Raw genomic sequence first — 23,939 nt, forward strand, 5'->3', positions numbered from 1 at the left:
GGCATAGCGAACTAGGTCTGAAACGTGGCGCATTCACTGGCAGGGGATAGTCTGGCGCGGTTTAGCCGCTGGCGACGCCGTAAACGCGTGCAGACATTTGTGACCCTGTCCATTGTCGTGCTGGGCCCGCTACTGGTCGGGCTGACATGGTGGGTGATGGGGCCGCTGGATCGCGGCGTGAACGCGCCCAGCCTGCGCGGCGTCATCCTTGCCGATATCGTATACATTATGGTCATCGCGGGGCTGGTGCTGCAACGCATCGTGCGGATGCTGGCGGCGCGACGGGCACGCTCGGCCGGATCGCGGCTGCATTCGCGGCTAACCGGCGCCTTTACCCTGATGGCGCTGCTGCCGACGGTCATCGTCGCGGTTTTTGCCGTGCTGACGATTAACATCGGCCTTGAGGGCTGGTTTTCTGACCGCGTGCGCACGGTGCTGTCGGCCTCGCAACAGGCGGCGCTGGCCTACGCCGATGAACACCGCAACGAGCTGGTGCGCGATGCCCGCACCGTCGCCGACTATCTGCAGCAGACACGCCAAACCATTCTGTTCATGGATGACGGCGATACCCGCATGGCGCTGGGGCGCTTTCAGGCGCAGATCGAGCGCGGCCTGAGCGAGGCCTTTGTGATCGACAGCGCCGGCACCATCCGCGCCCGCGCGCCGCGGTCCTATGAATTCGGCTATGAGCAGCCCGCGCCCGCCGATTTCGCCGCTGCCGATGCCAATGGCGTTGTGATTATCGAAGACCCGCGCAGCGACGAATTCCGCGCATTGCTGCCGCTGCCGTCGTTCGGCGACCGCTATCTGTATGTGACACGGATCGTGGATGGCGAGATTCTAGCGCTGCTGGATCAGACGCAAGAAACCGTTGCCCTTTACGAGCAGCTAGAGCGCGAGCGGGGCCGCGTGCTGTTCGAGTTTGGCCTGCTCTATGTCGGCTTTGCCATCATCTTGATGCTGGCCGCGATCTGGCTGGCCTTCTGGTTTGCGGATCGCCTGTCCAGCCCGATCGGGCGCCTGCTGGTGGCCTCGCAAAAGGTCGGGGCGGGTGATTTCGATGTGCGGGTGATCGAGGAAGATGGCGACGACGAGATTTCCCAACTTGGTAAATATTTCAACGCAATGACGTCTGAAATTAAACTACAGCATGAGGAGTTGGTCACCTCTAGCCTGAAAACCGAAGAGCGTCGCCGTCTGTTCGATTCGGTGCTGACCTCGGTGACATCGGGCGTCGTCGGACTGAGCAGTGGCGGCGAGATTGATTTCTCGAACCCATCGGCGCGGGCAAGCTTGCGCGATGTCGAGCTGCCCGAGGGCCGGGCCTTGGTCGAGGTTGTTCCCGAATTCGCCGCCCTGTTTGACGCGGTGCGCGCCGCCTCGAGCGCGGTTTCCGACCAGATCAATGTCACGCGCGGCGGCAAGCAAAAGACGCTGCTGGTGCAGATGGCACCACGCCTGTCCCAAGATGGGGCATTGGTTGGCTATGTGGTTGTTTTCGATGACGTGACCGAGCTCGTCTCGGCCCAGCGTCAGGCGGCTTGGGGCGATGTGGCCCGCCGCATCGCGCATGAGATCAAGAACCCGCTGACCCCGATCCAGCTCTCGGCCGAGCGGATCAAACGCAAATTCGGCAACCGGTTGGGCGAGGATTCTGCCGCGCTGGAACAGATGACGGGCGTGATCATCCGCCAGACCGATGACCTGCGCCGGATCGTTGACGAATTCTCGCGTTTCGCGCGGATGCCGCAGCCCGAAAAACGGGTGCAGGATCTGGTGCCGGTGCTGCGCGATGCGTTGACGCTGCAAATGGCAGGCCAGCCCGAGGTGTGTTTTGAACGGCCCACGCTGACCCATCCGTTGATCGCGGCGATTGACGCGACAATGATGTCGCAGGCGCTGACCAACCTGTTGAAAAACGCCGGCGAAGCGCTGCAAACCCGCCGCGAAAAGCGGCCCGATGACCGCTTTGATCCAAAGATCAAAGTCGCGGTCGAACAGTTCGGCAATATGGTTGAAATATCCATATCCGACAATGGCATAGGTCTGCCGGATGATCGCGTGCGCCTGTTTGAACCCTATGTCACGACGCGTGACAAGGGCACGGGGCTGGGCCTTGCGATTGTCAAAAAGATCATCGAGGAACACGGCGGCACGCTGGATCTGGTCGATGCCGAACCCTTTGATGCGGATAGCCATTTTGGCGCGACAGCGCTGATCAGACTGCCGCTGATCGTGACTGAAGCCGAAAAGCCACAACTTGTACGGGAAGCATAATATGGGCGACATCCTGATCACCGATGACGAACGGGACATTCGCGAGACGATCTCGGACATCCTGCAAGACGAGGGGTTTACCACCCGTGTTGCCGCCAATGCGGACCAATGCATGGCCGAGATTGCGCAGGAAAAACCGGCGCTGATGATCCTGGATATCTGGCTGAAAGACAGCCGGATGGACGGGTTGGATATTATGAAAGCGGTCAAGCGCGACCACCCCGATATCCCGATTGTCATCATCTCGGGGCACGGCAATATCGAGATCGCGGTGGCAGCGATCAAACAGGGCGCGTATGATTTTATCGAAAAGCCCTTTAATATCGACCATTTGCTGGTGGTGATCCGCCGCGCGATGGAGGCCTCGCACCTGCGCCGCGAAAACACGGCGCTCAAGCGGGGCGATACGCCGCCGGTCGAGCTGATCGGCGATTCCGCCGCCTTTCGCACCATGCGCGCCCAACTGGATAAGGTGACGCGCTCGAACGGGCGGGTGATGCTGACGGGCGGCGCGGGGGCAGGGAAAGAGGCCGCCGCACGCTATATTCACGCCAATTCCAGCCGTGCCCATGCGCCTTTCGTTTCGGTCGCCTCGGTCGCGATTGCGCCCGATCGCATGGAAGACGTGCTGTTCGGCCGCGAAAGCCCCGAGCGGGGGATCGAACAGGGCCTGCTCGAGCAAGCGAACGGCGGCGTGATCTATTTCGACGAGGTGGCAGATATGCCGCCCGGCACGCAGGCCAAGATCCTGCGTGTGCTGGTCGATCAATCTTTTACGCGTGTCGGCGGCCATGATAAAATCCAGGTCGATCTGCGGGTGATTTCCAGCACGACCAAGGACTTGCAAGCTGAAATTGCCAGCGGCGTTTTCCGTCAGGAACTGTATCACCGCCTGAATGTGGTGCCGATTGCCATCCCGTCGCTGGAAGAGCGGCGCGAGGATATTCCGGTGCTGGCCGGTCATTTCATCGCGCATCTGAGCAAAACCCAAGGTCTGCCGCTGCGCGCGCTATCGCAAGATGCGGCGGCCGAGCTGCAGACCATGACCTGGCCGGGCAATATCCGCCAATTGCGCAATGTGATGGAGCGGGTATTGATTCTGGGCGAGACGGCGGGCGAGATCAGCCCGCGCGAGCTGCCCGGCGGCGAGGATGTCGATACGGGCGATGGGCGCATCGTGCTGTCGGGCGGCCTTGCGACCTTGCCGCTGCGCGAGGCGCGCGAGCTGTTCGAGCGCGAATATCTGCTGACCCAGATCAACCGTTTCGGCGGCAATATCAGCCGCACCGCGCATTTCGTCGGCATGGAACGCTCGGCCCTGCATCGCAAATTGAAAAGCCTTGGCGTGATGACATCGAATAAAACCGGTGGTCGTATTGCCTATTTCGATGAGGGTGAATGAGGGGAAGTAACGTCAGCGCTGATGGCAGGTAAATGGGCGAAAATTCCACTTGCAGCCATCAGTTAGCGACTGTAAACCCCGTCACACAGCGGAGAGGTGGCAGAGTGGTCGAATGCGGCGGTCTCGAAAACCGTTGTCGGTGCAAGCCGACCCAGGGTTCGAATCCCTGTCTCTCCGCCATAATCACCCTCGGGTGGTGACACGCAAAAACGGGCCCTGGCATTTGCCGCGGCCCGTTTTGCTTTTGGGATATCCTGTCTTGACCTTGCCACGGTGGTAAGGCGCATAGATTTTTTGGGCACCGTTCTGGGGCCCAAAAGACAAGGGAGATCACGATGAAAACCTATCTTATCACCTGCGCGGCGGCTTTGGCTGTGATGGCGGGCGGCGCCGTTGCCCAGCACGCGCATCATGGCGCGCAAGCGGAAGATAACGCGTCGACGGCGGCCTATCAGGCCGCCATGGATCAGATGATGGCGGATATGATGGTGCCCTATACGGGCGATGCGGATGTGGATTTCGTGCGCGGCATGATCCCGCATCACGAGGCGGCTGTCGCGATGGCGCGGGTCCAGTTGGAATACGGCACGGACCCCGAAATTCGTAAACTATCCGAAGAGGTTATCGCTGCGCAAGAAGCCGAGATCGCCATGATGCGCGCATGGCTTGCGGCATGGGGCTATTAAAACCCCTCTGGTGCCGCGCGGGAATTTGCGCTTGTCTGCCTCTCGTTTGCGATAGGGAGGATGAGTCGTGGCGGCACCAGTGAATGAATTCAAAAAAGCGCTGCAGGAAAACAAGTTGCAGGTCGGTCTGTGGCAGGCATTGGCCAGCCCCTATACGGTCGAGATCTGCGCCGGTAGCGGCTATGACTGGCTGCTGCTGGACGGCGAACATGCCCCCAATGACGTGCCGATGATCGCCGATCAGATCCGCGCGATGCAGGGCGGCACCGCCCATGCGGTGGTGCGCCCGCCGATTGGCGAGACATGGTTGATCAAGCAATATCTGGATATTGGCGCGCAAAGCCTGCTGATCCCGATGGTGGAAAGCGCGGCGCAGGCCGAGGAACTGGTCCGCGCCGTGCGTTACGCGCCGCGCGGTGTGCGCGGGGTGGGCGCGCAGCTGGCGCGTGCAGCCCAATACAACCGCACCAAGGATTATTTCCATACCGCTGATGCGCAGATTTGCCTGCTGGTGCAGGTCGAAACGGTCAAAGGCATCGCCGCGCTGGATGCGATTGCCGCGACCGATGGCGTCGATGGTGTGTTCATCGGCCCCGCCGATTTGGCCGCCGATATGGGCCATATCGACAATCCCGGCCATCCCGAAGTGCAAGCGGTGATCGAGGCCGCCATCGCGCGCATTCTGGCCCATGGCAAAGCGCCGGGCATCCTGATCGGGAATCTCGCGCTCAGCAAACGCTATGCCCAGCTTGGCGCGACATTCGTGGCGATTGGCCATGATGTCGGGCTGCTGGTGAACGCCTCGGAAAAGCTGCTGGCGGATTTCCATGCGGCGGAACCGGCGGCGCCGGTAGGCAAGGTCGACGTGTACTAGATCGCCCAGTCGCCGTGCTGATCATCACGCAGCACGGCGATGAAATCCCGCACATGTTCCGGCAATGTGCCTGCGCGCAGGGTGATGACCTCGTATGGTTCGCTGCGCGCCGACAGATGCACGGGCAGGGTGCGGGCAATGCCGAAATCCACCAGGAATGCCGCCGCATCGCTGGAGAGCAGCGCGATGGCATTCGGGCTGCTTTGCAGCAAAGACATGGTGGTAAAGCCCGATCGCGTTTCCAGCAGGTTGCGCGGAAAGGGCAGGCCCGCATGGCGGTATTCCTGTTCCAGCGATAGCCGCATCGGCATCCCGGCTGTGTATACAATCCAGCGCGGCTCGCGCAGATCCTCTAGCCGGACACGGCGGCGGCCGACCAGCGGATGGGCGGGGTTGGCGACGACGGTCAGCGTTTCCTGTTGCAAGATCTGCGTATCGTACAGCGCGAGCGTCGCACTGACCGAAGTGCGCCCGATGACCAAATCCAGCACTCCGCGATCCAGCATCCGCAGCAGCTCGGCGCTGGTGTCGTCCATAATCTCGACCGAAGTTTGCGGATAGCGCTCGAGATACCTTTGCACCACATCGCTGACGATGGGCACGGCGCCCATGATCGTGCCGATGCGCAGCCGCCGCCATGATCCGGTCGCGAGCGAAGACAACTCCTGTTGCAGGGTCGATAGCTGCGCCATCATGGTTTTCGCATGGCGGATAACCACCTCGCCGGCGGTGGTCGGGGACAGGCCGCGATTGGTGCGGTTGAACAGGCGGTGGCCCATCAGATCTTCGATCTCCTGTACGGATTTGCTGGCGCGCGGCTGGCTCATGCCAATGGTGGCGGCGGCCTGTTTTAGCGATCCGCTGTCGTCGATGGCCGACAGCAGCAGCACCTGTCGCAGCGACAGGCGGGTCAGCGGCAGGGCGGCTGGCAGCACCATTCAGGATTTCCTTTTCGTTATACCCATATCGGAAAATAGTGGATTTACTTCGCGGCCGCAGCCCCTAATTTCCCCCCTCACGGCCCTGATCACGTGTGGAGGCACCGCAGGGCCAAAGGGAACATACCTATTCAAAATACCGGAATTCCATGAGGGAGGGTCTGTCATGGGCTTGATCAACTATGTCACGCGTGTCCAATTTGCCTTTGGTGCGCTGGAAACGCTGGAGGCCGAGGCCCAGCTGGCCGGCATCACCCGCCCGATGATCGTGACGGACAAAGGCGTGCGCGCCCTTGGCATGTTGGACAAGCTGGAGGCCGTGCTGACCACCAAGCCTGTTGCGATCTATGACGAGACCCCCGGCAACCCGAACGAGGCGGCGGTGCGTGATGCGGTCGCGGAATTCACGGCGGCGGATGCGAACGGGATCATTGCAATCGGTGGCGGCTCGGCGCTTGATCTGGCGAAAGCCGTGGTCGTGCTGGCCGCGCATGGCGGCGCGTTGAAAACCTATGCCGCGATCGAGGGCGGGGTCGAAAAGATCACCGCCAAAACCTATCCGACCATCGCCATTCCGACCACCGCCGGCACTGGCAGTGAGGTCGGGCGCGGCGCGATCATCATCCTAGAGGATGGCCGCAAAGTCGGGCTGTTGTCGCCCTATCTGGTGCCGAAAGCGGCGATTGTGGACCCCGAGCTGACCCTCAGCCTGCCGCCGATGCTGACGGCGGCGACGGGGATGGATGCGATTTCGCATTGTATCGAGACCTTCCTCGCCCCCTCGTTCAACCCGCCTGCCGATGGGATCGCGCTGGAAGGGCTGCGCCGCGCTTGGGCGCATATCGAGGCGGCGACGGCCGATGGCAGCGACCGCGAGGCGCGCGCCAATATGGCGATTGCGGCAACGATGGGCGCGATGGCGTTCCAAAAGGGTCTGGGCTGCGTCCATAGCCTCAGCCACGCGCTTGGCGGCATCAACCCGCGCCTGCACCATGGCACGCTGAATGCGATTTTCATGCCTGCCGTGCTGGAATTCAACCGCGATGATACGAAATTCGCGCAGCTTGCCGCCGCCATGGGCCTGTCAGGCGGCGACGCCGTGATCCCCGCGATTGCCGCGATGACGCGCAAAATCGGCCTGCCTGCGACCCTGTCGGAACTGGGCGTCACCCAAGACCTGTTCGACCGCGTCATCACCGGCGCGCTCGCGGATCACAGCCATAAGACCAACCCGCGTGAGGCATCCGCCGCGGATTACCGCGCGATGCTGCACGCTTCCCTATAAACACCGCCCCTTGGGAGGGGGGCACCAGAATTGGCGAGGAGGCCAATATGACAGATACAACTGCCGCGCATATCGCCAAAGAGGATATGATCCCGGACGCAGACCGCCGCCGCGCGCTTTGGGGATCGGCGATCGGGTCGACCATCGAATGGTATGATTATTTCCTGTATGGAACCATGTCGGCCATCGTGTTCGGCAACCTGTTCTTTCCGTCGTCGGACCCCGTTGTCAGCCAATTGCTGGCGCTGACATCCTTTGCGTTGGCCTTTGTGATCCGGCCCTTTGGCGGCGTGATTTTCGCGCATATCGGTGACCGCATCGGGCGCAAAAAGACGCTGGTTTTCACGCTGGGCCTGATGGGTTTTTCGACCGTCGCGATGGGCCTGCTGCCGACCTATGAGACCATCGGCATTATGGCCCCGATCCTGCTGACGCTGCTGCGCCTATTGCAGGGCGTGGCTTTGGGCGGTGAATGGGGCGGCGGCGTGCTGCTGGCGGTGGAATATTCGCCGCGCAAGAAACGCGGCTTTTTCGGCGCTGTGCCGCAGACTGGCGCGGTCATCGGCCTTGCACTGGGGAACCTGATCACCGCTTTCCTCAGCAGCATTTTCAGCGACGAGGCGTTCCTTGCCTGGGGCTGGCGTATCCCGTTCATCTTGTCGATCGTCCTTGTGTTCGTCGGCATGTATATCCGCAACCGCATTGACGAGACGCCCTCGTTCCGCCGCGTGCTCGAGCAGAACAAAGCCAAGCGCGTCCCCGTGGTCGAGACCTTCCGCACCCATAGCAAGGAAGTCTTTATCGCCATCGGCACCAAGGCGGTCGAAACCTCGACCTTCTTCCTCTATGCGACCTTCACGATCCAATATCTGGTCGGCCTCGGTTATAGCCGCGTGTCGGTGCTGAATATCGTGCTGCTGGCGGCGGTGCTAGCCTTTCCGATGATGCTGTATTTTGGCAAGCTGTCGGACAAGATCGGCCGTAAAAAGGTCTTTGTTGGCGGCACGATTGCCATCATGGTCTGGATCTTGCCTTACTTCTGGCTGCTGAACCAAGGCTCGATCTGGTTGATCGCGCTGGCGCTGCTGGTCGGCATGTCGATCATCTGGGCGACCTATGGCGCGATGATCGGCACCGTTCTGGCCGAGGCCTTTCCCGCCGATATCCGCTATACCGGCATGTCGCTGGGCTATCAGCTGGGTGCGGCACTGGTGGGCGGCCCGATGCCGCTGATCGCGACGGCGCTGATGGTCGCCTATAGCGGCAGCTATATTCCGGTGGCGCTGTTCATCATGGGTTGTGCGGCGATCTCGCTGGTGGCGATGGCCTTTACCAAGGATCGAACCGGCGTCGATCTGGACGCACATTAACGCAAGTGGCGGCCCGCATGTCGGGCCGCCATCATTTTAAAGGCAAAGGATACCGCAATGGGCTTTACCCCACATGGCAAACATCTGATCGCAGGCGAATGGATCGGGGGCGGCGCAACCTTCCAGAACGAGCCGGCCAGCGGCGCGCCATCCGATTTCTCGATGGGCACCGTCGATCTGGTGAACCGCGCGGCTGAAGGTGCGGAAGATGCGTTCTGGGCCTATGGCTATACGACCCGCGCTGAGCGTGTCGCCTTTTTGCATGCCATCGCCGATGAGATCGAGGCCCGCGCTGATGACATCACGGATATCGGCTGCCGCGAGACCGGCCTGCCGCCCGCGCGTTTGCAAGGCGAGCGTGGCCGCACCACCGGCCAATTGCGCCTTTTTGCCGAAACGCTGCTGAAGGGCACCTATCTGGATGTGCGCCATGACGCGGCGCTGCCCGATCGCCAGCCCGCGCCGCGCCCCGATATCTATCTGATGCAGCGCCCGATTGGGCCGGTGGCGGTGTTTGGCGCGTCGAATTTTCCGCTCGCCTTTTCGGTCGCGGGCGGTGACACCGCTGCCGCGCTGGCTGCGGGCTGTCCGGTCGTGGTCAAGGGCCATAGCGCGCATCCCGGCACTGGCGAGGTGATTGCCGAGGCGATCCATGCGGCTATGCTATCCACCGGCATGCATCCGGGGGTGTTCTCGCTGGTCCAGGGCGGCAAGCGCGATGTCGGTACATCTTTGGTGCAGCATCCGCTGATCAAAGCGGTCGGCTTTACCGGATCGCTGGGCGGCGGGCGCGCGCTATTCGATCTGTGTGCGCAGCGGCCCGAGCCGATCCCCTTCTTTGGCGAGCTCGGCTCGGTCAATCCGATGTTCCTGCTGCCTGCTGCGCTTGGCGCGCGCGCGGATCAGATCGCCAAGGGCTGGGCGGGGTCGATGACCGGATCGGCAGGCCAGCTTTGCACCAACCCCGGCATCGCCATCGTACCTGCGGGCGCGGCGGGCGATGCCTTTGTTGCCGCCACTGCCGAGGCGCTGAAAGCCGTCGCGCCCCAGACCATGCTGACCGCTGGCATGGCCGAGGCCTATCGCACCGGCAAAGCGCGCTTTGACAGCCGCAACTCTGTCCGCCCGATCTATACGACCGACAGCACCGGGCGCGAGGCCAGCCCGAACCTTTACGAGGTATCTGCCGAAGCCTTCATGGCCGACCACGCGCTGACCGAGGAAGTCTTTGGCCCCCTCAGCCTGGTGGTGCGCGTTGCTACGGCCGATGAGATGGTGCCGCTGGCCAAACGGTTCGAGGGGCAATTGACCGCGACGTTGCATATGGATGCGCAGGATACGGATCTGGCGCGCGCGCTGCTGCCCGTGCTGGAACGCAAGGCGGGCCGTGTGCTGGTGAACGGCTATCCGACGGGGGTCGAGGTTGTCGATGCGATGGTGCATGGCGGGCCTTATCCGGCCTCGACGAATTTTGGCGCGACCTCGGTCGGCACGATGTCGATCCGGCGGTTCTTGCGGCCGGTCAGCTATCAGAACCTGCCGGACAGCATCCTGCCTGCCGATCTTTTGTGAATAAAAAGGCCCGGGGTTTCCCCCGGGCCTTTTCAATTTCAGGCAAATGTTTGCAGCCTTAGGCCGGGTTGGCACCCGCGACTTTGTCCGCTTAGGCCGGGTTTGCACCCGCGCCGATGGCGATGTTCAGGCTTGCCCAGGATTGCGCGGCCGTATTGCGCGCTGCGGCAAGGCTGAGACGGGCCGACGCAAGCGAGCGGTCAACCTCGAGCAGATCAAGCAGGGCGAGCGAGCCCTCTTCGAAATTGCGCTGTGCCAGTTCGAACGCGCGGTCGTAGGCGGCAACGGACGCCTCGAGCGCCGACAATTGCTGACGATAGCGCTGCAGGTTCGAGTTCTGGGTCTGCACATCGGCAATGGCCGAGACAACGCTGGCGCGCCAAGCTGTCTGTGCCTGATCCGCCAGCGCGATGCGCTGGTCACGGGTCGCGCGCAATGTGCCTTGGTTCAGCAGCGGCAGCGAGAGGCTGGGGCCAAAGCTAAAGACATCGGTGCCCGATGTTGCCGTGGCGGTGCCCGACAACGTCAGCGAGGGGTAGAGGCTGGCCTCTGCCACGCCGATATCTGCCATCGCGGCGACCAGATCATGTTCAGCCGCGCGCACATCGGGACGGTTGCGCAGCAGGTCTGCCGGAACACCAACGCGGGGGGCAGCCGGCACGCGCAGCATCGAGGCGCCGCGTTGCATTTGCGCCATCAGCGGGCCCGCAGGCTCGTTCAGCAACGCCGCAAGGCTAAAGATCTGCGCGTTGAACGCTGCTTCCTGGGTCGGAAGATCGGCGCGCGACGCGGACAGCAGCGCCTCGACCTGCGCCACTTCAAAATCGGTGGCGGTGCCGACGTTCAGCTTGTTGCGCGTCACCTCGACGGTACGCTCGCGCGTGGCGATCGTGTTGCGCGTCAGGGTCATCGCCTCTTGGTAATAGCGGGCGTTGCCATAGGCGGAGATGACCTCGGCCAGCCACGCAAGACGCGTGGTCTGTGCGCCAGCCTCGGCAGACATCAGACTGGCCGATGCGGCCTCGCGGGCGCGCAGTTGTCCACCGAACAGGTCGAAGACAAAAGCGGCCGAGAGGGTCGAGGTATTCGCCTCGGTTGTTGCAATGCCATCGCCCGAGGTGCGCGTGCGCTGGGTGCCAAGGGAACTGCTGCCTTGGCTGGCCATGATACCGGTGGCGGCAGCCGCGGCGCGCGCGGCGTCGATGCGCTGGTTTGCGGCCAGCACATCAAGGTTTTGCGACAGACCGCGCGTGATGATCGCCGTCAGCGTGCTATCGCGGTAATCGGCCCAGAACGCTGTCTGCGCGACAGCGGGCAGGGCCGCCCCGTCGCCGCCCACGAATGTCGTGGGAACGGCAGGGGCCGGGGTGCTTTGCGGGTCCGGTCCCACGGCCACACAGGCAGCCGTGAGCAGCAGGATCGGAAGCGTTGTCAGTCCTTTACCAAGAAAGGTCATGCCGTTTTTCCCTTTTTCGTGAACAGTCCAACAAAGGACAGCACGGCCACATAGAAAGCGGGCACAAGGAAAATCCCGATCGCACCCGAGGAGGTCATCCCGCCCAGCACACCAATGCCGATCGAGTTTTGCGCCGCCGCACCTGCGCCGGTTGCAATCGCCAAAGGCAGAACACCCAGCATGAAGGCAAAGGTCGTCATCAGGATCGGACGCAGACGCATCTGGGCCGCCATGATCGCCGCTTCGCGCAGGGTTTTGCCTTCGTGGTGCAGTTGCTGGGCGAATTCCACGATCAGGATCGCGTTTCGCGCAGCCAGACCGATGGTCGTCAGCAGACCCACCTTGAAATAGACGTCATTGGACTGGCCGAACCATCCGGCGGCGACAACCGCCCCCAAGATACCGACCGGCACCGACATCATCACCGCGAAAGGCACCGACCAGCTGCCGTAAAGCGCAGCAAGAGCAAGGAAGACGACCATCGCCGACAGCGCAAACAGCATTGTCGCCTGATCGCCCGACTGGCGTTCCTGATAGGACAGGCCCGTCCACGCAACGCCGTAACCGCCGTCGAGTTCGCTGACCAGCTCCTCCATGATCGCCATTGCATCGCCCGAGGACAGGCCCGGAACGGCCTCGCCGCTGATCTCCATCGCCAGCGTGCCGCCGTAACGGGTGACGGTTTCGGCCTGTTGATCCCACACGCGCGAGGCAAAGGCCGAGAAGGGAACCATCTCGCCGCTGCTGTTGCGCGCATACCATCTGTCGATATCGTCAGGCTGGCTGCGGGCCGAGGCTTCGCCCTGCACGATCACCGGACGCAGGCCGCTGCCCATGGCAAAGTCATTCACTTCGCTGCCCGAGAAGATCACCGACAGCATGGCGTTGACTTCGGAAATGCTCAGGCCAAAAGCGGCGGCCTTTTGTTGGTCGATGTTCAGACGCAGCGCGCTTTGGAACGGATCATCGCCGCCCTGAACGTTGGTGATGCGGCCATCGGCCTGCACGCGGGCGCGCAGTTCGGCAGCAGCGGCGGCCAGCGCCTCTTGCCCGTTTTGCGCCTGATCGACCAGCTGCATCGTAAAGCCTGCGCTGGTGCCCAGACCCTGAATGGCCGGCGGTTGCAGGAAGAAGACAAAGCCGGTGCGGTTGGTCATAAAGAAGTGACCGTTGACGCGGTTCGCCAGATCTGCCGCCGAGGTGCCCAGGCGATCCTCGTGGTCATGCAGCTTGACGAACAGCATACCGCCGTTTTGGCTTTGCCCCGAGAACGAGAAGCCAAGGATGCCAAAGACGGCCTCGACAGCTTCGCTTTCTTCTTCCAGCAGATAGGTCTGGATGCGGTCCAGCAATTCGCGCGTGACTTCCATGGTCGAGCCGTCAGGCGTCTCGACAATCGCCATCAGCACGCCCTGGTCCTCTTGCGGGACGAAGGACGAGGGCAGATCCTGGAACCGACCCAGTGCAACCCAGCTGATGCCCAGCAGCACGATGATCATAAAGATCGGACGGCGCACCAGCAGCTTGATCACGCCGCCATAGCCCTTGGTGGTCTTGTCCATACCGCGGTTGAACCAACGCGCGGGCGGGAACTTGCTTTCGCCGTGCTTGCGCGCGCGCAGCATGCTGGCACACATCGCAGGCGTCAGAATGATTGCAACGCCCAGCGACAGAACCATGGCGGTGATGATCGTCACCGAGAATTGGCGATAGATCACGCCGGTCGAGCCGCTCATAAAGGCCATGGGCAGGAACACCGCCGACAGCACCAGCACGATACCGACGAGAGCCGAGGTGATTTCCTTCATCGACTTCTCGGTCGCCTCAACGGGACCAAGGCCGGTTTCCTCCATCACACGCTCGACGTTTTCCACCACCACGATGGCGTCATCGACCAAGAGGCCGATCGCCAGCACAAGGGCGAACATGGTCAAGGTGTTGATGGAATAGCCCAGCACCGCCAGCACACCCATCGTGCCCAGCAGCACCACCGGAATGGCGACAATCGGGATGATCGTTGCGCGCCAGCTTTGCAAGAACACAAGGATGACGACAAAGACCAGAATGATGGCTTCGATCAGCGTGTGATAGACTTTTTCAATCGACTTCTCGACGAAGGGCGAGGTGTCATAGGGGTAAACCAGGAAAACGCCGTCGGGCAGGGTGCTCTCGAGGGTGGCAAGCGTGTGGCGTACGGCCTCGGCCGTGTCGACAGCATTGGCCCCGGTCGCAAGGTTTACCGCAAAACCCGAGGCGGGCTTGCCGTTATACAGCGAGTCAAAGGCATAGCTTTCCTGGCCGATCTCGATACGGGCAACGTCGCCAAGAAAGACGGTTGCACCGTCTTCGTTCACGCGCATCAGAATGTTTTCAAACTCTGAAACGGTGCTCAATTGCGATTGTGCCGAAAGCGGGATCGTCAGGCGCTGGCCGTCAACCACGGGGCGGCTGCCCAATGTGCCGACGGTGACATTGGTGTTCTGATCCGAAACGGCGCTGAGAACATCGGCAGTCGTGACCTGATATTGCACCATTTTCATCGGATCGAGCCAGATACGCATCGCATAGCTGGATGCGAAGGACTGGATCGAGCCTACGCCCGAGGTGCGGCGCACCGGGTCCTCCAGCACTTGGCTGGTCAAATCGCCCAGTTCTACGACGGAATAGCTGCCATCCTCGGATGTCAGCGCGCCCACCAGCAGGATCGACGAGCTGGACCGATAGACCTGCACGCCGTTTTGCTGCACGACCGAGGGGAGCTGCGCCGAGACCATTTGCAGGCGGTTTTGTACCTGCACCTGTGCGATGTCAGGATCGACCGATTCATTAAAGGTCAAGGTCACCGTCGCCGAACCTGTCGACGAGCTGGAGGTCATGTAAACCAAACCGTCGATGCCGGTCATGCCGTCTTCGATGACGGTGGTCACGGAATCGGCGACGATCTCGGCCGAGGCGCCAGTATAGGTCGCCATGACCTGCACTGTTGTGGGTGCGATGTCAGGATATTGGGCGATAGACAGGCGCGACATCCCGATCGCGCCCAGCAACATGGTCGCAATCGCCAACACCCATGCGAATACGCGGTGGTGGATGAAGAACTGAGCCATCAGTTGCCACCTGCAGGGGCGCTGGCGTCATGGATGAGGCCGGCGTCATCAATGGTGACCGGCACGGGGGTGACGGCGGCGCCCGGGGCCAGCATCGAAGTGCCGTCTACGATCAGCTGATCGCCTTCGCTCAGCCCGTCGGTGATGATCCAATGGTGTTGCCAGACGCCCGCATCGGTGACCGCGCGCTGTACCGCGGTGCCGTTCTCGACAACCCAGACGGTCAGATTGCCCTGACGGTCACGCGTGGCGGCGGTCTGGGTCACAAGGAAGCCCTGTTGTTCGCCAAAGACGACCTGACCGCGCACGAACATGCCCGGCAGCAGCAGGAAATCAGGGTTTTCAAAGCTGAACCGCGTCTCGATCGTGCCGGTGGTGGTCGAAACCGAGAAACCGGGCGCGACGAATTGGCCAGCGGTCTCATAGGCGCGTCCATCTTCCAGCGTCAGCGTCGCTTGCAGGTCGCGCAGAACCCCGGTGCGGCTGCTGTCGATTTGCGATTGCAATTGTTGCAGGCGCACGGCGGGGCCGTAGAGGTCAACCTCGATCGGATCAAGCGTGGTCACGGTGGCCAAGCCGCTGGCTTGGGCGGCGGATACCAGATCGCCGATCGAGACTTCGGAGACGCTGGCCATGCCGTCAATCGGCGCAACCACGGTGGTCCAGCCCAGTTCCAACTGCGCCAAATTCAAGGTCGACTCGGCAACGGCATAGCTTGCCAAAGCCTGATCAAGGGTGGCCTGTGCGCTTTCAACATCAGCCTGCGTCGTGCCGGAACCCACCAGGCGCTGTGCGCGGTCGAATGCCGATTGTGCCTGACGCACGCCAGCATCGGCCGAGGCGACATTCGACTGGGCCTGCACGACGGCTGCCTCATAGACGGCGGGCTCGATCTCGAACATCGGGGTGCCGGCGGTGATGGGCCGGCCTGCCTGATACAGAATACGGGTGATGATGCCGTTGACGCGCGGGCGCACCAGTGTTTCCTCGGCTGCGATGGCGCGACCGGGGACAGTGATGGTGCGGGGCACGGCTTGCTGGTGCATTTCAACCACGCCGACCGGGCTGGGCGGCGGAGCATTTTGCGCAAAAGCAGGCAGTGCCAGCAGGGCGAAAACGGCAGTGCCGACAACCGGGAGGGTGCCGCCGGACAAGCTTGATTTCATCTTGGGCCTCGTAAGATGATTAACGTTGCTCTGAGGGTCTATTCGCAATGAAAAACATCGCAGATAAAGATCTGCGATGCGAATGCGCCAATCGTCACAGGCTCTATTTTATGGCCTGCCCAACTTTAGGGGCGCGTCGACGACCAAAATATGGTCGGTGATTTTCAATATTGCGGCAAGACACCCCTGAGTATGGATGATGCCCATCTAACAACGGTTTTTTGCTGCTCTTCGTCATTAATGTGTCTGAATGTTTCTGGATCATCTTTTTTGTGTCAAAACATGTCTGAAATTCGGGCAGACATCGTTTGACATGAAAAACCACGCCCCTATGTGTCGCGTAGGATATAAGCAGGCCAGCGCAGGTAAAGGGCAGTTTTGCGGTGAACCATATTCTAATCGTTGATGATGATCCCGAGATCCGCAGCCTTCTCAGCCGGTACCTGAGCGGGCAGGGGTTTCGCGTCACAATGGCCGCAAGCCGCCGTGAATGTATGCAACGTCTGTCGCATGAAACCCCTGATCTGGTGGTGCTGGATGTGCTGTTGCCGGACGGCTCCGGCCTCGAGATGTGCCGCGAGCTGTCCTCTGCGAACCCGCATGTGCCGGTTGTGCTGCTGACCGCGCTGAAAGAGGATGTCGACCGCATCATCGGGCTGGAACTGGGCGCGGATGATTATCTGGGCAAGCCGTTCAACCCGCGCGAGCTGGTCGCCCGGATCAAAGCGGTGTTGCGCCGCGTCGCCTCGCAACCCGAGGAGGTGGCGGCGCCTGCGACCTATCTGTTCGCGGGCCTCTCCGCCGATACTGCGCTGCATCAGGTGCTGGCCGCCGATGGCACCGCGCTCGAGTTGACCGGGGCCGAGTTTGAATTGCTCTGCGTTTTCCTCGAGCGTCCGGGACGTGTGCTGTCGCGCCTGCGGCTGCTGGATCTGACGCGCAACCGCGAGCATGAACCGCTTGACCGTTCCGTCGATGTGCTGATGAGCCGCCTGCGCCGCAAGCTTGCGGAAAAGACGTCAGAGCCGTTGTTCAAAACGGTACGCAATGCGGGCTATCAATTGGTGGTGCCGGTGGTCGAAACCGCCCGCGCCGAATACGGAGCCTCGCATTGATCTCGCTGCGCTTGCGTCTGTCACTGGTGCTGATCGGCTCTATTTTGGCGGTGGTGTTTTTGGCCACCGTCGCCGTGCTGCATGTGATCGAGCCGCGCTATGTCGATGCCGCCGTTGTGCCGATTGTGAACCAGTTGGAGGGGCTGGCGCGGCTGGCCGAGGCGGACCCCGATATGGCGCGCCTTGCCGGGGTCGAGATCGCGACCGCGCCTTTTCGCCTGCACGAGGATGCCGAGGCGATCAAATTCCTGCGCCCCGTCGCCGAGCAGATCCTGCCCCTGCGCGAGATTGTCATTTCGCGCGGGTCGGATGCGGCCTATCTGATTGCCTCGATGAGCCTGTCGGATGGGCATTGGATGATCGCGCAAGTCCCCGATTTCAGCGCGCCCGAAGATCGTTTCGTATTGTTGGGGATGTGGATCGGGCTGATCACTTTGGGTACGGCGGGCATGGCGCTTTATGTTGCGTCGGGGATATCGCGGCCTTTGGCGGTGGTTGAACGCGCCATGCAGCGGATCGGCCCCGATGGCGTCATCCCGCATGTGCCCGAGTCTGGCCCCCCCGAAATCCGTCACATGGCGCGCACGCTGAACCAGCTATCGCAGCGGCTGCGCAAGTCGATGGAAAGCCGGATGCGGCTGGTCGCGGCCGCGGGCCATGATCTGCGCACGCCGCTGACGCGGATGCGCCTGCGTGCCGAATTCATCGCCGATCCCGAGGAACAGGCCAAATGGCTGTCCGACCTCGAGGAAATGGATGTGATTGCCGATAGTGCCATTCGTCTGGTGCGCGAAGAGGTCGGCCCCCATGCGCGCGAAACGATCGACCTGCGCGGCCCGCTGGGCGATGTGATGGCGGAACTCGAGGAGGGCGCCGTGCTGACCGCGATCCCCTCGCGCCCCGTGATCGTGCAGGCCGAGCTGATCGGTCTGAAGCGCGCCTTGCGCAACCTGATCAGCAATGCCGTTCTGCACGGCGGCGGCGCCAGCGTCTATTTGCAGATCGACTGCCAATCCGCGCGCATCGTCATTCGTGACAATGGCCCCGGCATTCCCGATGAGCTGCTCGAGCGCGTGTTCGAGCCGTTCTTTCGCGTCGATATGGCCCGCCGCAAATCGGTACCCGGCGCGGGCCTGGGTCTTGCGATTGCCAAAGAAATTATCGAGCGGTTCGACGGCACGATCTCGATCCGCAACCTCAAGCCCGCCGGGCTGGAACAGACGATCATCCTGCCGCGCACGGCAGGGCGCCTGCGCAAGGCGGCCCGGCGCTAGTCAGTCGCGCGACGTGCTTCTGAGACGGCGTCCAAACCCGCGCCTTCGTCATCCTCACCGCCGCTCAGCGTCACATTCGCTGGGATTGGCCATTTGTGCTTGTCGAAAAAGGCGATAAACTCCGCCTCGTCGATGCGATGCAATTGCCGTGCAGCAAATTCAAATGTCACCTGATCGGAAAACTCTATCGCGACAGGCAGTAGGCGTTTGATCAACATGATCCTGCGCGGTGCCAGCATCAGCGCATGGATCAGCTTGCGCAAAACCGCCGAGCGATCTTGCCTTTGCGCGGCCAAATTGGCCCGCCAGACATGGTAATCCGCTATATGGGATATGATGTCTTGGTGCTGATCCAACAGTTGTTCAAGCTGTTCAAAGTCACCAGCGGCATTTGCCGCCTCGCATAAGGCTTTCGCGTCTTGTGCCGCTTGTGGGTCCAATGTCGCCAAAATATAGCCCGCCGCCGCTGCCGCGGAGAAAGGCGTTAGGCGCACGCCACGATGCTTGTCGGGAACGATCCGCGGCACGATACTGGGATCATCATGGTCGTGATCAAGATAGATATGCGCATAGGTGACCGAGGCCGCATTGGCGATTGGATTGAAATCGCCAAATCGTCCAACCAAAGTCTGTGTATTCGACAGCTCGAACACTTTAGCGCCAATTGGCGCATAAAGCATATTCGTCATGCCTGCACCGTGGATCGACACCATCGCCTCGCAATTTGCAACGAGCGCGGCCTGTTCAGGCACGATCGAATCCTCGAATGCGATCGTGCGAAAGCCATGGCGCTTCAAAATATCTGTCAGCAGATGCTCTTGCACGACAGGACGACTGCGCGTTGACCGGCGCTCGACATATAGACGCAATTTTTGCGGTGCACTGCGATCAATGTAGCGCATGGCTCGCTCTCGCAGCGAGACCAGTGGCGATTCGACCGACATACGCCCCATGTCGCGCGCATTGCCTAATCCCGGCTTGCGCTCGACCTTGACGCCAAACCTGGTGATATTGGGAAAGCAGTTTTTGTTGCTTTGTAAAAAATAACTGATCGTATCATAGGCGATAAGCGCGGCAGGGGCGCTATACCCTTCACCGTCGCGGTTGCTGCCGGTCACTTCGATTCTATCCGCCAACTCTGGGAACCAAGCCTGGATAGATTGCTGCACAAAGTCGCCAACCTTATGATCCTTTGTGTTCTTTGAATAAAAGATAATGCGTCCGCGTAGACCGTAGCGCCCGTAAAGGGTTAAAAGCGATAAGGCTTCTTTGGTGAAGTGATAAAAATTGTGGAAGTTGCGCGTGTCGATCACAAAATCCAGATCGCGCGGGTCTGCACCTTTCCACACTTCCAGCGGCTGCGCCTCTCTCGCGCCCGCCGCCAAGTAGCGTGTCAACGCGGCGTCTTTGGCGCCGTCATTGTCCTGCTCTTTTGCGCTTATTGCCTTGCCGCGAATGCGTAAAGCGCCTGCTGAGTTCAGCAGATACTTCCCGCCGATCGCCATATAGGATTGGCTAACTGTCACATCCTGAGCATAGGCAATAACTGTGGGAAACAGCAGGCTGTTGCCATTGCTGGGATGGGTGCGCATCAACATATCAGTCGTTAGTCTGACGCGGTGATCACTGGCCAGCGAAATCCAAGTAATATTCGCGCGTTCAAATGGCACCGGCTCCATGCTTTCGGGCCGCAGCAGCCATAGGCCTTCATCCACGCCGGGCCGAAAAAAATCTTGCGGTGTGGCAGCGCTGATGGGCGGCGGGAAGGTCATGCAATCATCCAATATGTGCTGCTGTTAATTTGTCGAAGCCGGGGCGGGCTGTCCACCTTGAAAATGGCCGATGCGCCTATGATCATCGATCCAATTGCAAAGATCGCGGCTTTATGGTTCCTCACAAGGCAGGGGCCCCGGGCCCGCTTTCGCCAGCATCGCATTTCCGCGCGCCAGCCTTTCGTTCCCTTTACGGAGGCTGCTGATGATGCAGACGATTACCGCCCGAATTCATGACGCGCAACCCGCGCAGATCGTGGACAGCTTTACTGAATTTGCACGGCTTTTAGACATCGAGCCTCGTCAGACGGCGGGTGCACTTAGCCTGCAATTGTCGGCGGGGCGCATTGGCGTGGTGCCTGAGGGCAGCGGTCTTGATGTGACGCTCGAGGCGCAGACCGGGCGCCAGCTATATCTGCTGCAACAACTGGTGCTGAACCGGCTGGACCGGCTGGACCCGGTGCCGCGTCTGGATTGGGCCCATGTCGATGAGGGCGCGCTGCCGCCGAACCTGACGCTGGCCACGCTCGTTCATATCCGCCAGATCAGCCCCAATTTCCGCCGTGTCCGGCTGACGTTTGACGATGTCGCGCGCTATGCGGTGGACGGCTTGCATTTCCGCTTTGTCATCTCGGCCCTGCCGCCCGATGAGGCGCAAGGCGGCTCGGTGCTGCGCTGGCCGGTGATTGATGCCTCGGGGCGGACCAATTGGCCTGATGGTGATCTGGCTCTTCACCGACCTGTGTATACGGTGCGCGAGATTGACGCAGATGCAGGCTGGATGGACTTTGATATCTATATCCATGCGGGTGGGCGCGTCAGCGCATGGGCTGAGCGAGCCACGCCGGGTGATGTGATCGGTCTGATGGGGCCGACGACGATGAAGCGCGATTTCCCCGGCTGGGTCGCGTTTTTCGGCGATGAAACATCGCTTCCGGCGATTGCGCTGTATTTGGCGCGTCTGCCCCAATCCACCACCGGTGTTGCCGTGATCGCATTGGCCGATCAGGCTGACCGTCAGGTGATACGGCATCCCCCCGGCATCACCTTGCGATGGATCGAGCGCACCCCCGGCGCAGTTGCGGATGCGATCCGCGCCACACCGCTGCCCGAAACAGACCGTTTCGTCTATGTCGGCGCCGAGAGTGCCGAGGCCGAGGCCACCCGCATCTGGCTGCGCGAGACAAAGGGTCTGACGCGCGGCGAGTCCAATGTCACCGCATTCTGGAGCGCGGGACAGGGCACTGATGCATAATAAACGCACATGCCGCGAATAAATGAGGCATATCTTGATTTAAATTATCGGAAATATAAACCGGCACCCATGTTTGGTGCCGGTTTCACGGCGCAAACTCCGCGCCAGCGCATGACGCCAGCTTTTCTCACATTTTTGGAGATTTTCCATGCGCTTGCCATTCACGGCGCGTGTCGTGCTGCTAGCCAGCACGGCCTGTGCTGGGCTGTCCATGCCCGCCATCGCCCAGACGACCACCGAAACCACCGCTTACAGCAATTATATCGGCCGCATTACGGTGCTGGCTGACCGCATCGGCCGGGCCCTAACCGATGTCGAGGGGAACATCTCGGTCGTCACAAATGACGAGATCGAGCAGCGCAACGTTCAGTCGTTGGAAGATCTGGTCCGCAATATACCCGGGATCACGGCCTCGCGCCAGGTTCTGAGCGGCGATCCCTTTGGCGGTAGCCAGATTGGCCTGCGCATTCGCGGGGTCGAGGGCAACCGCATCCAGATGCAGGTCGATGGCGGCCGCATCCCCGAGCGGATCACCGATGGCTCGCGCGATTATCTGGATTTCAACTTTACCACGCAGGCGGATGTCGTGCGGGGGCCGGCATCGGTGCTGTGGGGCGCGGATGCGCTTGGCGGTGTGCTGGCACTGCGCACCATCGGGCCGGATGATCTGATCGCCGCAGGCGAGACGCACGGCGGGCAGGTCACGGTGGGATACAGCGAAGTCACCCGCTCGACCAATGTGGCGGCGGCTTTTGCGCAGCGGTTCAGCCATAATGTCTCGGCGATGATCGCACGCTCGCGCACGGTCGATCACGAGATGCGCCTATCGAATGCCGACCCCAATGGCGGCCCATGGGCCTGCGGGCGCGCGGTCGCCTATGGCAACACGAGCTGCGGCGCATTCAATCCGCTGGATCGCACGACTGATCGCATGTTGGTAAAGCTGGACTGGGATATCACCGCCGACCAGCGCCTCAGCTTTAGCTATGACCGCCTTGATCGTCTGGCACAGATCGAGAACCGCGCGACTTTGGGCCCAAGCGGCACCAGCTATAACATCGCGAACCCGCGCACGCGTGACATCAACCGCACCCGCTATGCGATTGATCACGAGGCAAATATCGGCGGCTTCATTGACACGCTCAATAGCACCTTGTCCTTCAGCCCCTCGGGCTATGACCAGGTGGCCGAGGCTGTCGCCCGCGCCGCCAATGGCGATATCACCCGCACCTTTGACTATGTCGATTATTCCGAAGATTTCCTTGAACTGGATATTCAGGCGACGTCGCGTTTTAATCTGGGCGCGACCAGCCATGTGCTGACCTATGGCTTTGACGGCGATTACACCGAGACCAGCTATGACCGCCGCCGCACGGTGGTGAATGTGACCCAAGGCACCAGCGTCGACAGCGTCCCGAACGGCTTTAACTTTACCGATGGCACCACGACCCGCGCGGACATCTATGTGCAGGACCAGATCACGCTGTTTGGCGGCAAGCTGGAAGTCACGCCCGGCCTGCGCTTTGCGACCTATCGCATGTCGCCCTCGCTGAATTCCTCGGTGCTGCCCCATGCCGATAACCCGACGACAGATCGCCGCGCCGATGAACTGCTCACCTCGCTGGGCGCGACATGGCGGTTTAACGATACCTATTCGGTCTGGGCGCATTACGGCGAAGGCTTTAAAATGCCGACGTTCCAACAGCTTTATACCTCATCGGCCTCGGGCACTTATGACCTTGTGCCGGCGCCTTGGCTGGTGCCCGAAGAGGTGCAAAGCATCGAGGTTGGTGTCCGCGGCGAATATGGCAACAGCTATTGGTCGGTGAACGCGTTCAAGGCGGAATACGAGAATTTCATTGAAAGCTTCTGGTTCATCCCAAACACCAATGACATTTCCTATCGCAATATCGCCGCGGTCAAAACCTGGGGCATCGAGGCTGAAGGCGCATGGGAAGTCAGCGATGCGCTGACCTTGACCGGATCGCTGGCGTGGATGGATGGCGAGCAGCGGGCGACGCCGACCTCGGCCACCACCGGCCATCTGGTGCCGCCGCTGTCGGCTGTGATTGGCGCAAGTTATACATTCGCAGATTATGGCCTGACGCTGCGCGCCGATGCGACCTTTGCCAGCAAGACGACCCCTGCGGTCGAGACGAATTTCACCCCGCCGTCGTATCAATTGCTCGACCTTGGCGCGTCGTGGGAATTTGCGCCCAATGTCGTTCTGAACATGCAGGTGAACAACGTCTTTGACGAGAAATACTATGTCATGAGCGCGGCAAGCGCCGCTTTGGTGCCCACCACGGCGGTCGCCAACGGCTCGCCGATCGAGCTGAACACCGGCGCGGGCCGCAACCTCGCCCTCAGCATCAGCTATACATTCTGAC

The 23,939-nt window shown here is 61.3% G+C and carries 16 protein-coding genes and 1 tRNA gene; 12 read left to right on the top strand and 5 right to left on the bottom strand.

The window, feature by feature from the left end; genetic code table 11:
* Nucleotides 1-24: 24 nt before the first annotated feature.
* From KVU_RS04225 to hpaI, 5 genes are all read left to right on the top strand, one after another.
* Complete coding sequence (locus KVU_RS04225) at nt 25-2,277, top strand: sensor histidine kinase NtrY-like (RefSeq protein WP_013384094.1); 2,253 nt, start codon at nt 25-27, stop codon at nt 2,275-2,277.
* Between the two features lies 1 nt (nt 2,278).
* Complete coding sequence (ntrX, locus tag KVU_RS04230) at nt 2,279-3,679, top strand: nitrogen assimilation response regulator NtrX (protein WP_013384095.1); 1,401 nt, start codon at nt 2,279-2,281, stop codon at nt 3,677-3,679.
* 90 nt (nt 3,680-3,769) lie between these two features.
* Nucleotides 3,770-3,859, top strand: a tRNA-Ser gene (locus KVU_RS04235).
* A 155-nt stretch (nt 3,860-4,014) separates the two neighbouring features.
* A complete protein-coding gene (copM, locus tag KVU_RS04240; RefSeq protein ID WP_013384096.1) occupies nt 4,015-4,365 on the top strand; it encodes a CopM family metallochaperone in 351 nt (116 codons plus the stop codon).
* A 67-nt stretch (nt 4,366-4,432) separates the two neighbouring features.
* The gene (gene hpaI / locus KVU_RS04245; RefSeq protein WP_013384097.1) at nt 4,433-5,239 is read left to right on the top strand and encodes a 4-hydroxy-2-oxoheptanedioate aldolase; all 807 of its coding nucleotides are present in this window, start codon (nt 4,433-4,435) and stop codon (nt 5,237-5,239) included.
* Here the strand turns inward: hpaI and KVU_RS04250 are convergent.
* Nucleotides 5,236-6,177, bottom strand: a complete 942-nt coding sequence (locus KVU_RS04250) for a LysR family transcriptional regulator (protein WP_014537664.1) — start codon at nt 6,175-6,177, stop codon at nt 5,236-5,238. The genes hpaI and KVU_RS04250 overlap by 4 nt on opposite strands.
* Nucleotides 6,178-6,343: 166 nt before the next feature.
* Between KVU_RS04250 and gbd the strand changes: the two genes are divergently transcribed.
* From gbd to KVU_RS04265, 3 genes are read left to right on the top strand one after another with little or no spacing between them, the layout of a single operon-like run.
* Nucleotides 6,344-7,462 (top strand): 4-hydroxybutyrate dehydrogenase, encoded by a 1,119-nt coding sequence (gbd, locus tag KVU_RS04255; protein WP_014537665.1) that lies wholly within the window; start codon nt 6,344-6,346, stop codon nt 7,460-7,462.
* Nucleotides 7,463-7,509: 47 nt separating this feature from the next.
* The gene (locus KVU_RS04260) at nt 7,510-8,832 is read left to right on the top strand and encodes an MFS transporter (RefSeq protein WP_014537666.1); all 1,323 of its coding nucleotides are present in this window, start codon (nt 7,510-7,512) and stop codon (nt 8,830-8,832) included.
* A 57-nt stretch (nt 8,833-8,889) separates the two neighbouring features.
* Nucleotides 8,890-10,404 carry an aldehyde dehydrogenase (NADP(+)) gene (locus tag KVU_RS04265; RefSeq protein WP_014537667.1) on the top strand — a complete coding sequence of 505 codons (1,515 nt, stop codon included), beginning with the start codon at nt 8,890-8,892 and terminating at the stop codon, nt 10,402-10,404.
* A gap of 91 nt (nt 10,405-10,495) precedes the next feature.
* Here KVU_RS04265 and KVU_RS04270 read toward each other — a convergent pair whose 3' ends face one another.
* From KVU_RS04270 to KVU_RS04280, 3 genes are read right to left on the bottom strand one after another with little or no spacing between them, the layout of a single operon-like run.
* Nucleotides 10,496-11,860, bottom strand: coding sequence for an efflux transporter outer membrane subunit (locus tag KVU_RS04270; RefSeq protein ID WP_013384100.1), 1,365 nt, complete (start codon nt 11,858-11,860; stop codon nt 10,496-10,498).
* Nucleotides 11,857-14,967 (bottom strand): multidrug efflux RND transporter permease subunit, encoded by a 3,111-nt coding sequence (locus KVU_RS04275; protein ID WP_013384101.1) that lies wholly within the window; start codon nt 14,965-14,967, stop codon nt 11,857-11,859. Before KVU_RS04275 ends, KVU_RS04270 begins: the two co-directional genes overlap by 4 nt.
* Nucleotides 14,967-16,133 carry an efflux RND transporter periplasmic adaptor subunit gene (locus tag KVU_RS04280; protein ID WP_014537668.1) on the bottom strand — a complete coding sequence of 389 codons (1,167 nt, stop codon included), beginning with the start codon at nt 16,131-16,133 and terminating at the stop codon, nt 14,967-14,969. Before KVU_RS04280 ends, KVU_RS04275 begins: the two co-directional genes overlap by 1 nt.
* A 383-nt stretch (nt 16,134-16,516) precedes the next feature.
* Between KVU_RS04280 and KVU_RS04285 the strand changes: the two genes are divergently transcribed.
* A complete protein-coding gene (locus KVU_RS04285; RefSeq protein WP_013384103.1) occupies nt 16,517-17,248 on the top strand; it encodes a response regulator in 732 nt (243 codons plus the stop codon).
* The gene (locus KVU_RS04290) at nt 17,245-18,522 is read left to right on the top strand and encodes an ATP-binding protein (RefSeq protein ID WP_014537670.1); all 1,278 of its coding nucleotides are present in this window, start codon (nt 17,245-17,247) and stop codon (nt 18,520-18,522) included. Before KVU_RS04285 ends, KVU_RS04290 begins: the two co-directional genes overlap by 4 nt.
* Here the strand turns inward: KVU_RS04290 and KVU_RS04295 are convergent.
* On the bottom strand, nt 18,519-20,294 hold the full coding sequence (locus KVU_RS04295; protein ID WP_014537671.1) for a glycosyltransferase 61 family protein: 1,776 nt from the start codon (nt 20,292-20,294) through the stop codon (nt 18,519-18,521). The genes KVU_RS04290 and KVU_RS04295 overlap by 4 nt on opposite strands.
* A 205-nt stretch (nt 20,295-20,499) precedes the next feature.
* Here KVU_RS04295 and KVU_RS04300 point away from each other — a divergent pair, with 205 nt between their 5' ends.
* Together KVU_RS04300 and KVU_RS04305 are read left to right on the top strand one after the other, a co-directional pair.
* A complete protein-coding gene (locus KVU_RS04300) occupies nt 20,500-21,549 on the top strand; it encodes a siderophore-interacting protein (RefSeq protein ID WP_014537672.1) in 1,050 nt (349 codons plus the stop codon).
* Nucleotides 21,550-21,697: 148 nt separating this feature from the next.
* Nucleotides 21,698-23,938, top strand: a complete 2,241-nt coding sequence (locus KVU_RS04305) for a TonB-dependent receptor domain-containing protein (protein ID WP_014537673.1) — start codon at nt 21,698-21,700, stop codon at nt 23,936-23,938.
* Nucleotide 23,939 lies beyond the last annotated feature (1 nt).

The sequence above is a fragment of the Ketogulonicigenium vulgare WSH-001 genome (assembly GCF_000223375.1).
GTDB classification, from domain to species: Bacteria; Pseudomonadota; Alphaproteobacteria; order Rhodobacterales; family Rhodobacteraceae; genus Ketogulonicigenium; species Ketogulonicigenium vulgare.

Bases quoted from the DNA above. Each gene is read 5' to 3' on its own strand.
- ntrX (WP_013384095.1), top strand. From the start codon at position 2,279: ATGGGCGACATCCTGATCACCGATGACGAACGGGACATTCGCGAGACG.
- copM (WP_013384096.1), top strand. From the start codon at position 4,015: ATGAAAACCTATCTTATCACCTGCGCGGCGGCTTTGGCTGTGATGGCG.
- KVU_RS04250 (WP_014537664.1), bottom strand. From the start codon at position 6,177: ATGGTGCTGCCAGCCGCCCTGCCGCTGACCCGCCTGTCGCTGCGACAG.
- gbd (WP_014537665.1), top strand. From the start codon at position 6,344: ATGGGCTTGATCAACTATGTCACGCGTGTCCAATTTGCCTTTGGTGCG.
- KVU_RS04260 (WP_014537666.1), top strand. From the start codon at position 7,510: ATGACAGATACAACTGCCGCGCATATCGCCAAAGAGGATATGATCCCG.
- KVU_RS04265 (WP_014537667.1), top strand. From the start codon at position 8,890: ATGGGCTTTACCCCACATGGCAAACATCTGATCGCAGGCGAATGGATC.
- KVU_RS04270 (WP_013384100.1), bottom strand. From the start codon at position 11,860: ATGACCTTTCTTGGTAAAGGACTGACAACGCTTCCGATCCTGCTGCTC.
- KVU_RS04275 (WP_013384101.1), bottom strand. From the start codon at position 14,967: ATGGCTCAGTTCTTCATCCACCACCGCGTATTCGCATGGGTGTTGGCG.
- KVU_RS04280 (WP_014537668.1), bottom strand. From the start codon at position 16,133: ATGAAATCAAGCTTGTCCGGCGGCACCCTCCCGGTTGTCGGCACTGCC.
- KVU_RS04295 (WP_014537671.1), bottom strand. From the start codon at position 20,294: ATGACCTTCCCGCCGCCCATCAGCGCTGCCACACCGCAAGATTTTTTT.
- KVU_RS04300 (WP_014537672.1), top strand. From the start codon at position 20,500: ATGATGCAGACGATTACCGCCCGAATTCATGACGCGCAACCCGCGCAG.
- KVU_RS04305 (WP_014537673.1), top strand. From the start codon at position 21,698: ATGCGCTTGCCATTCACGGCGCGTGTCGTGCTGCTAGCCAGCACGGCC.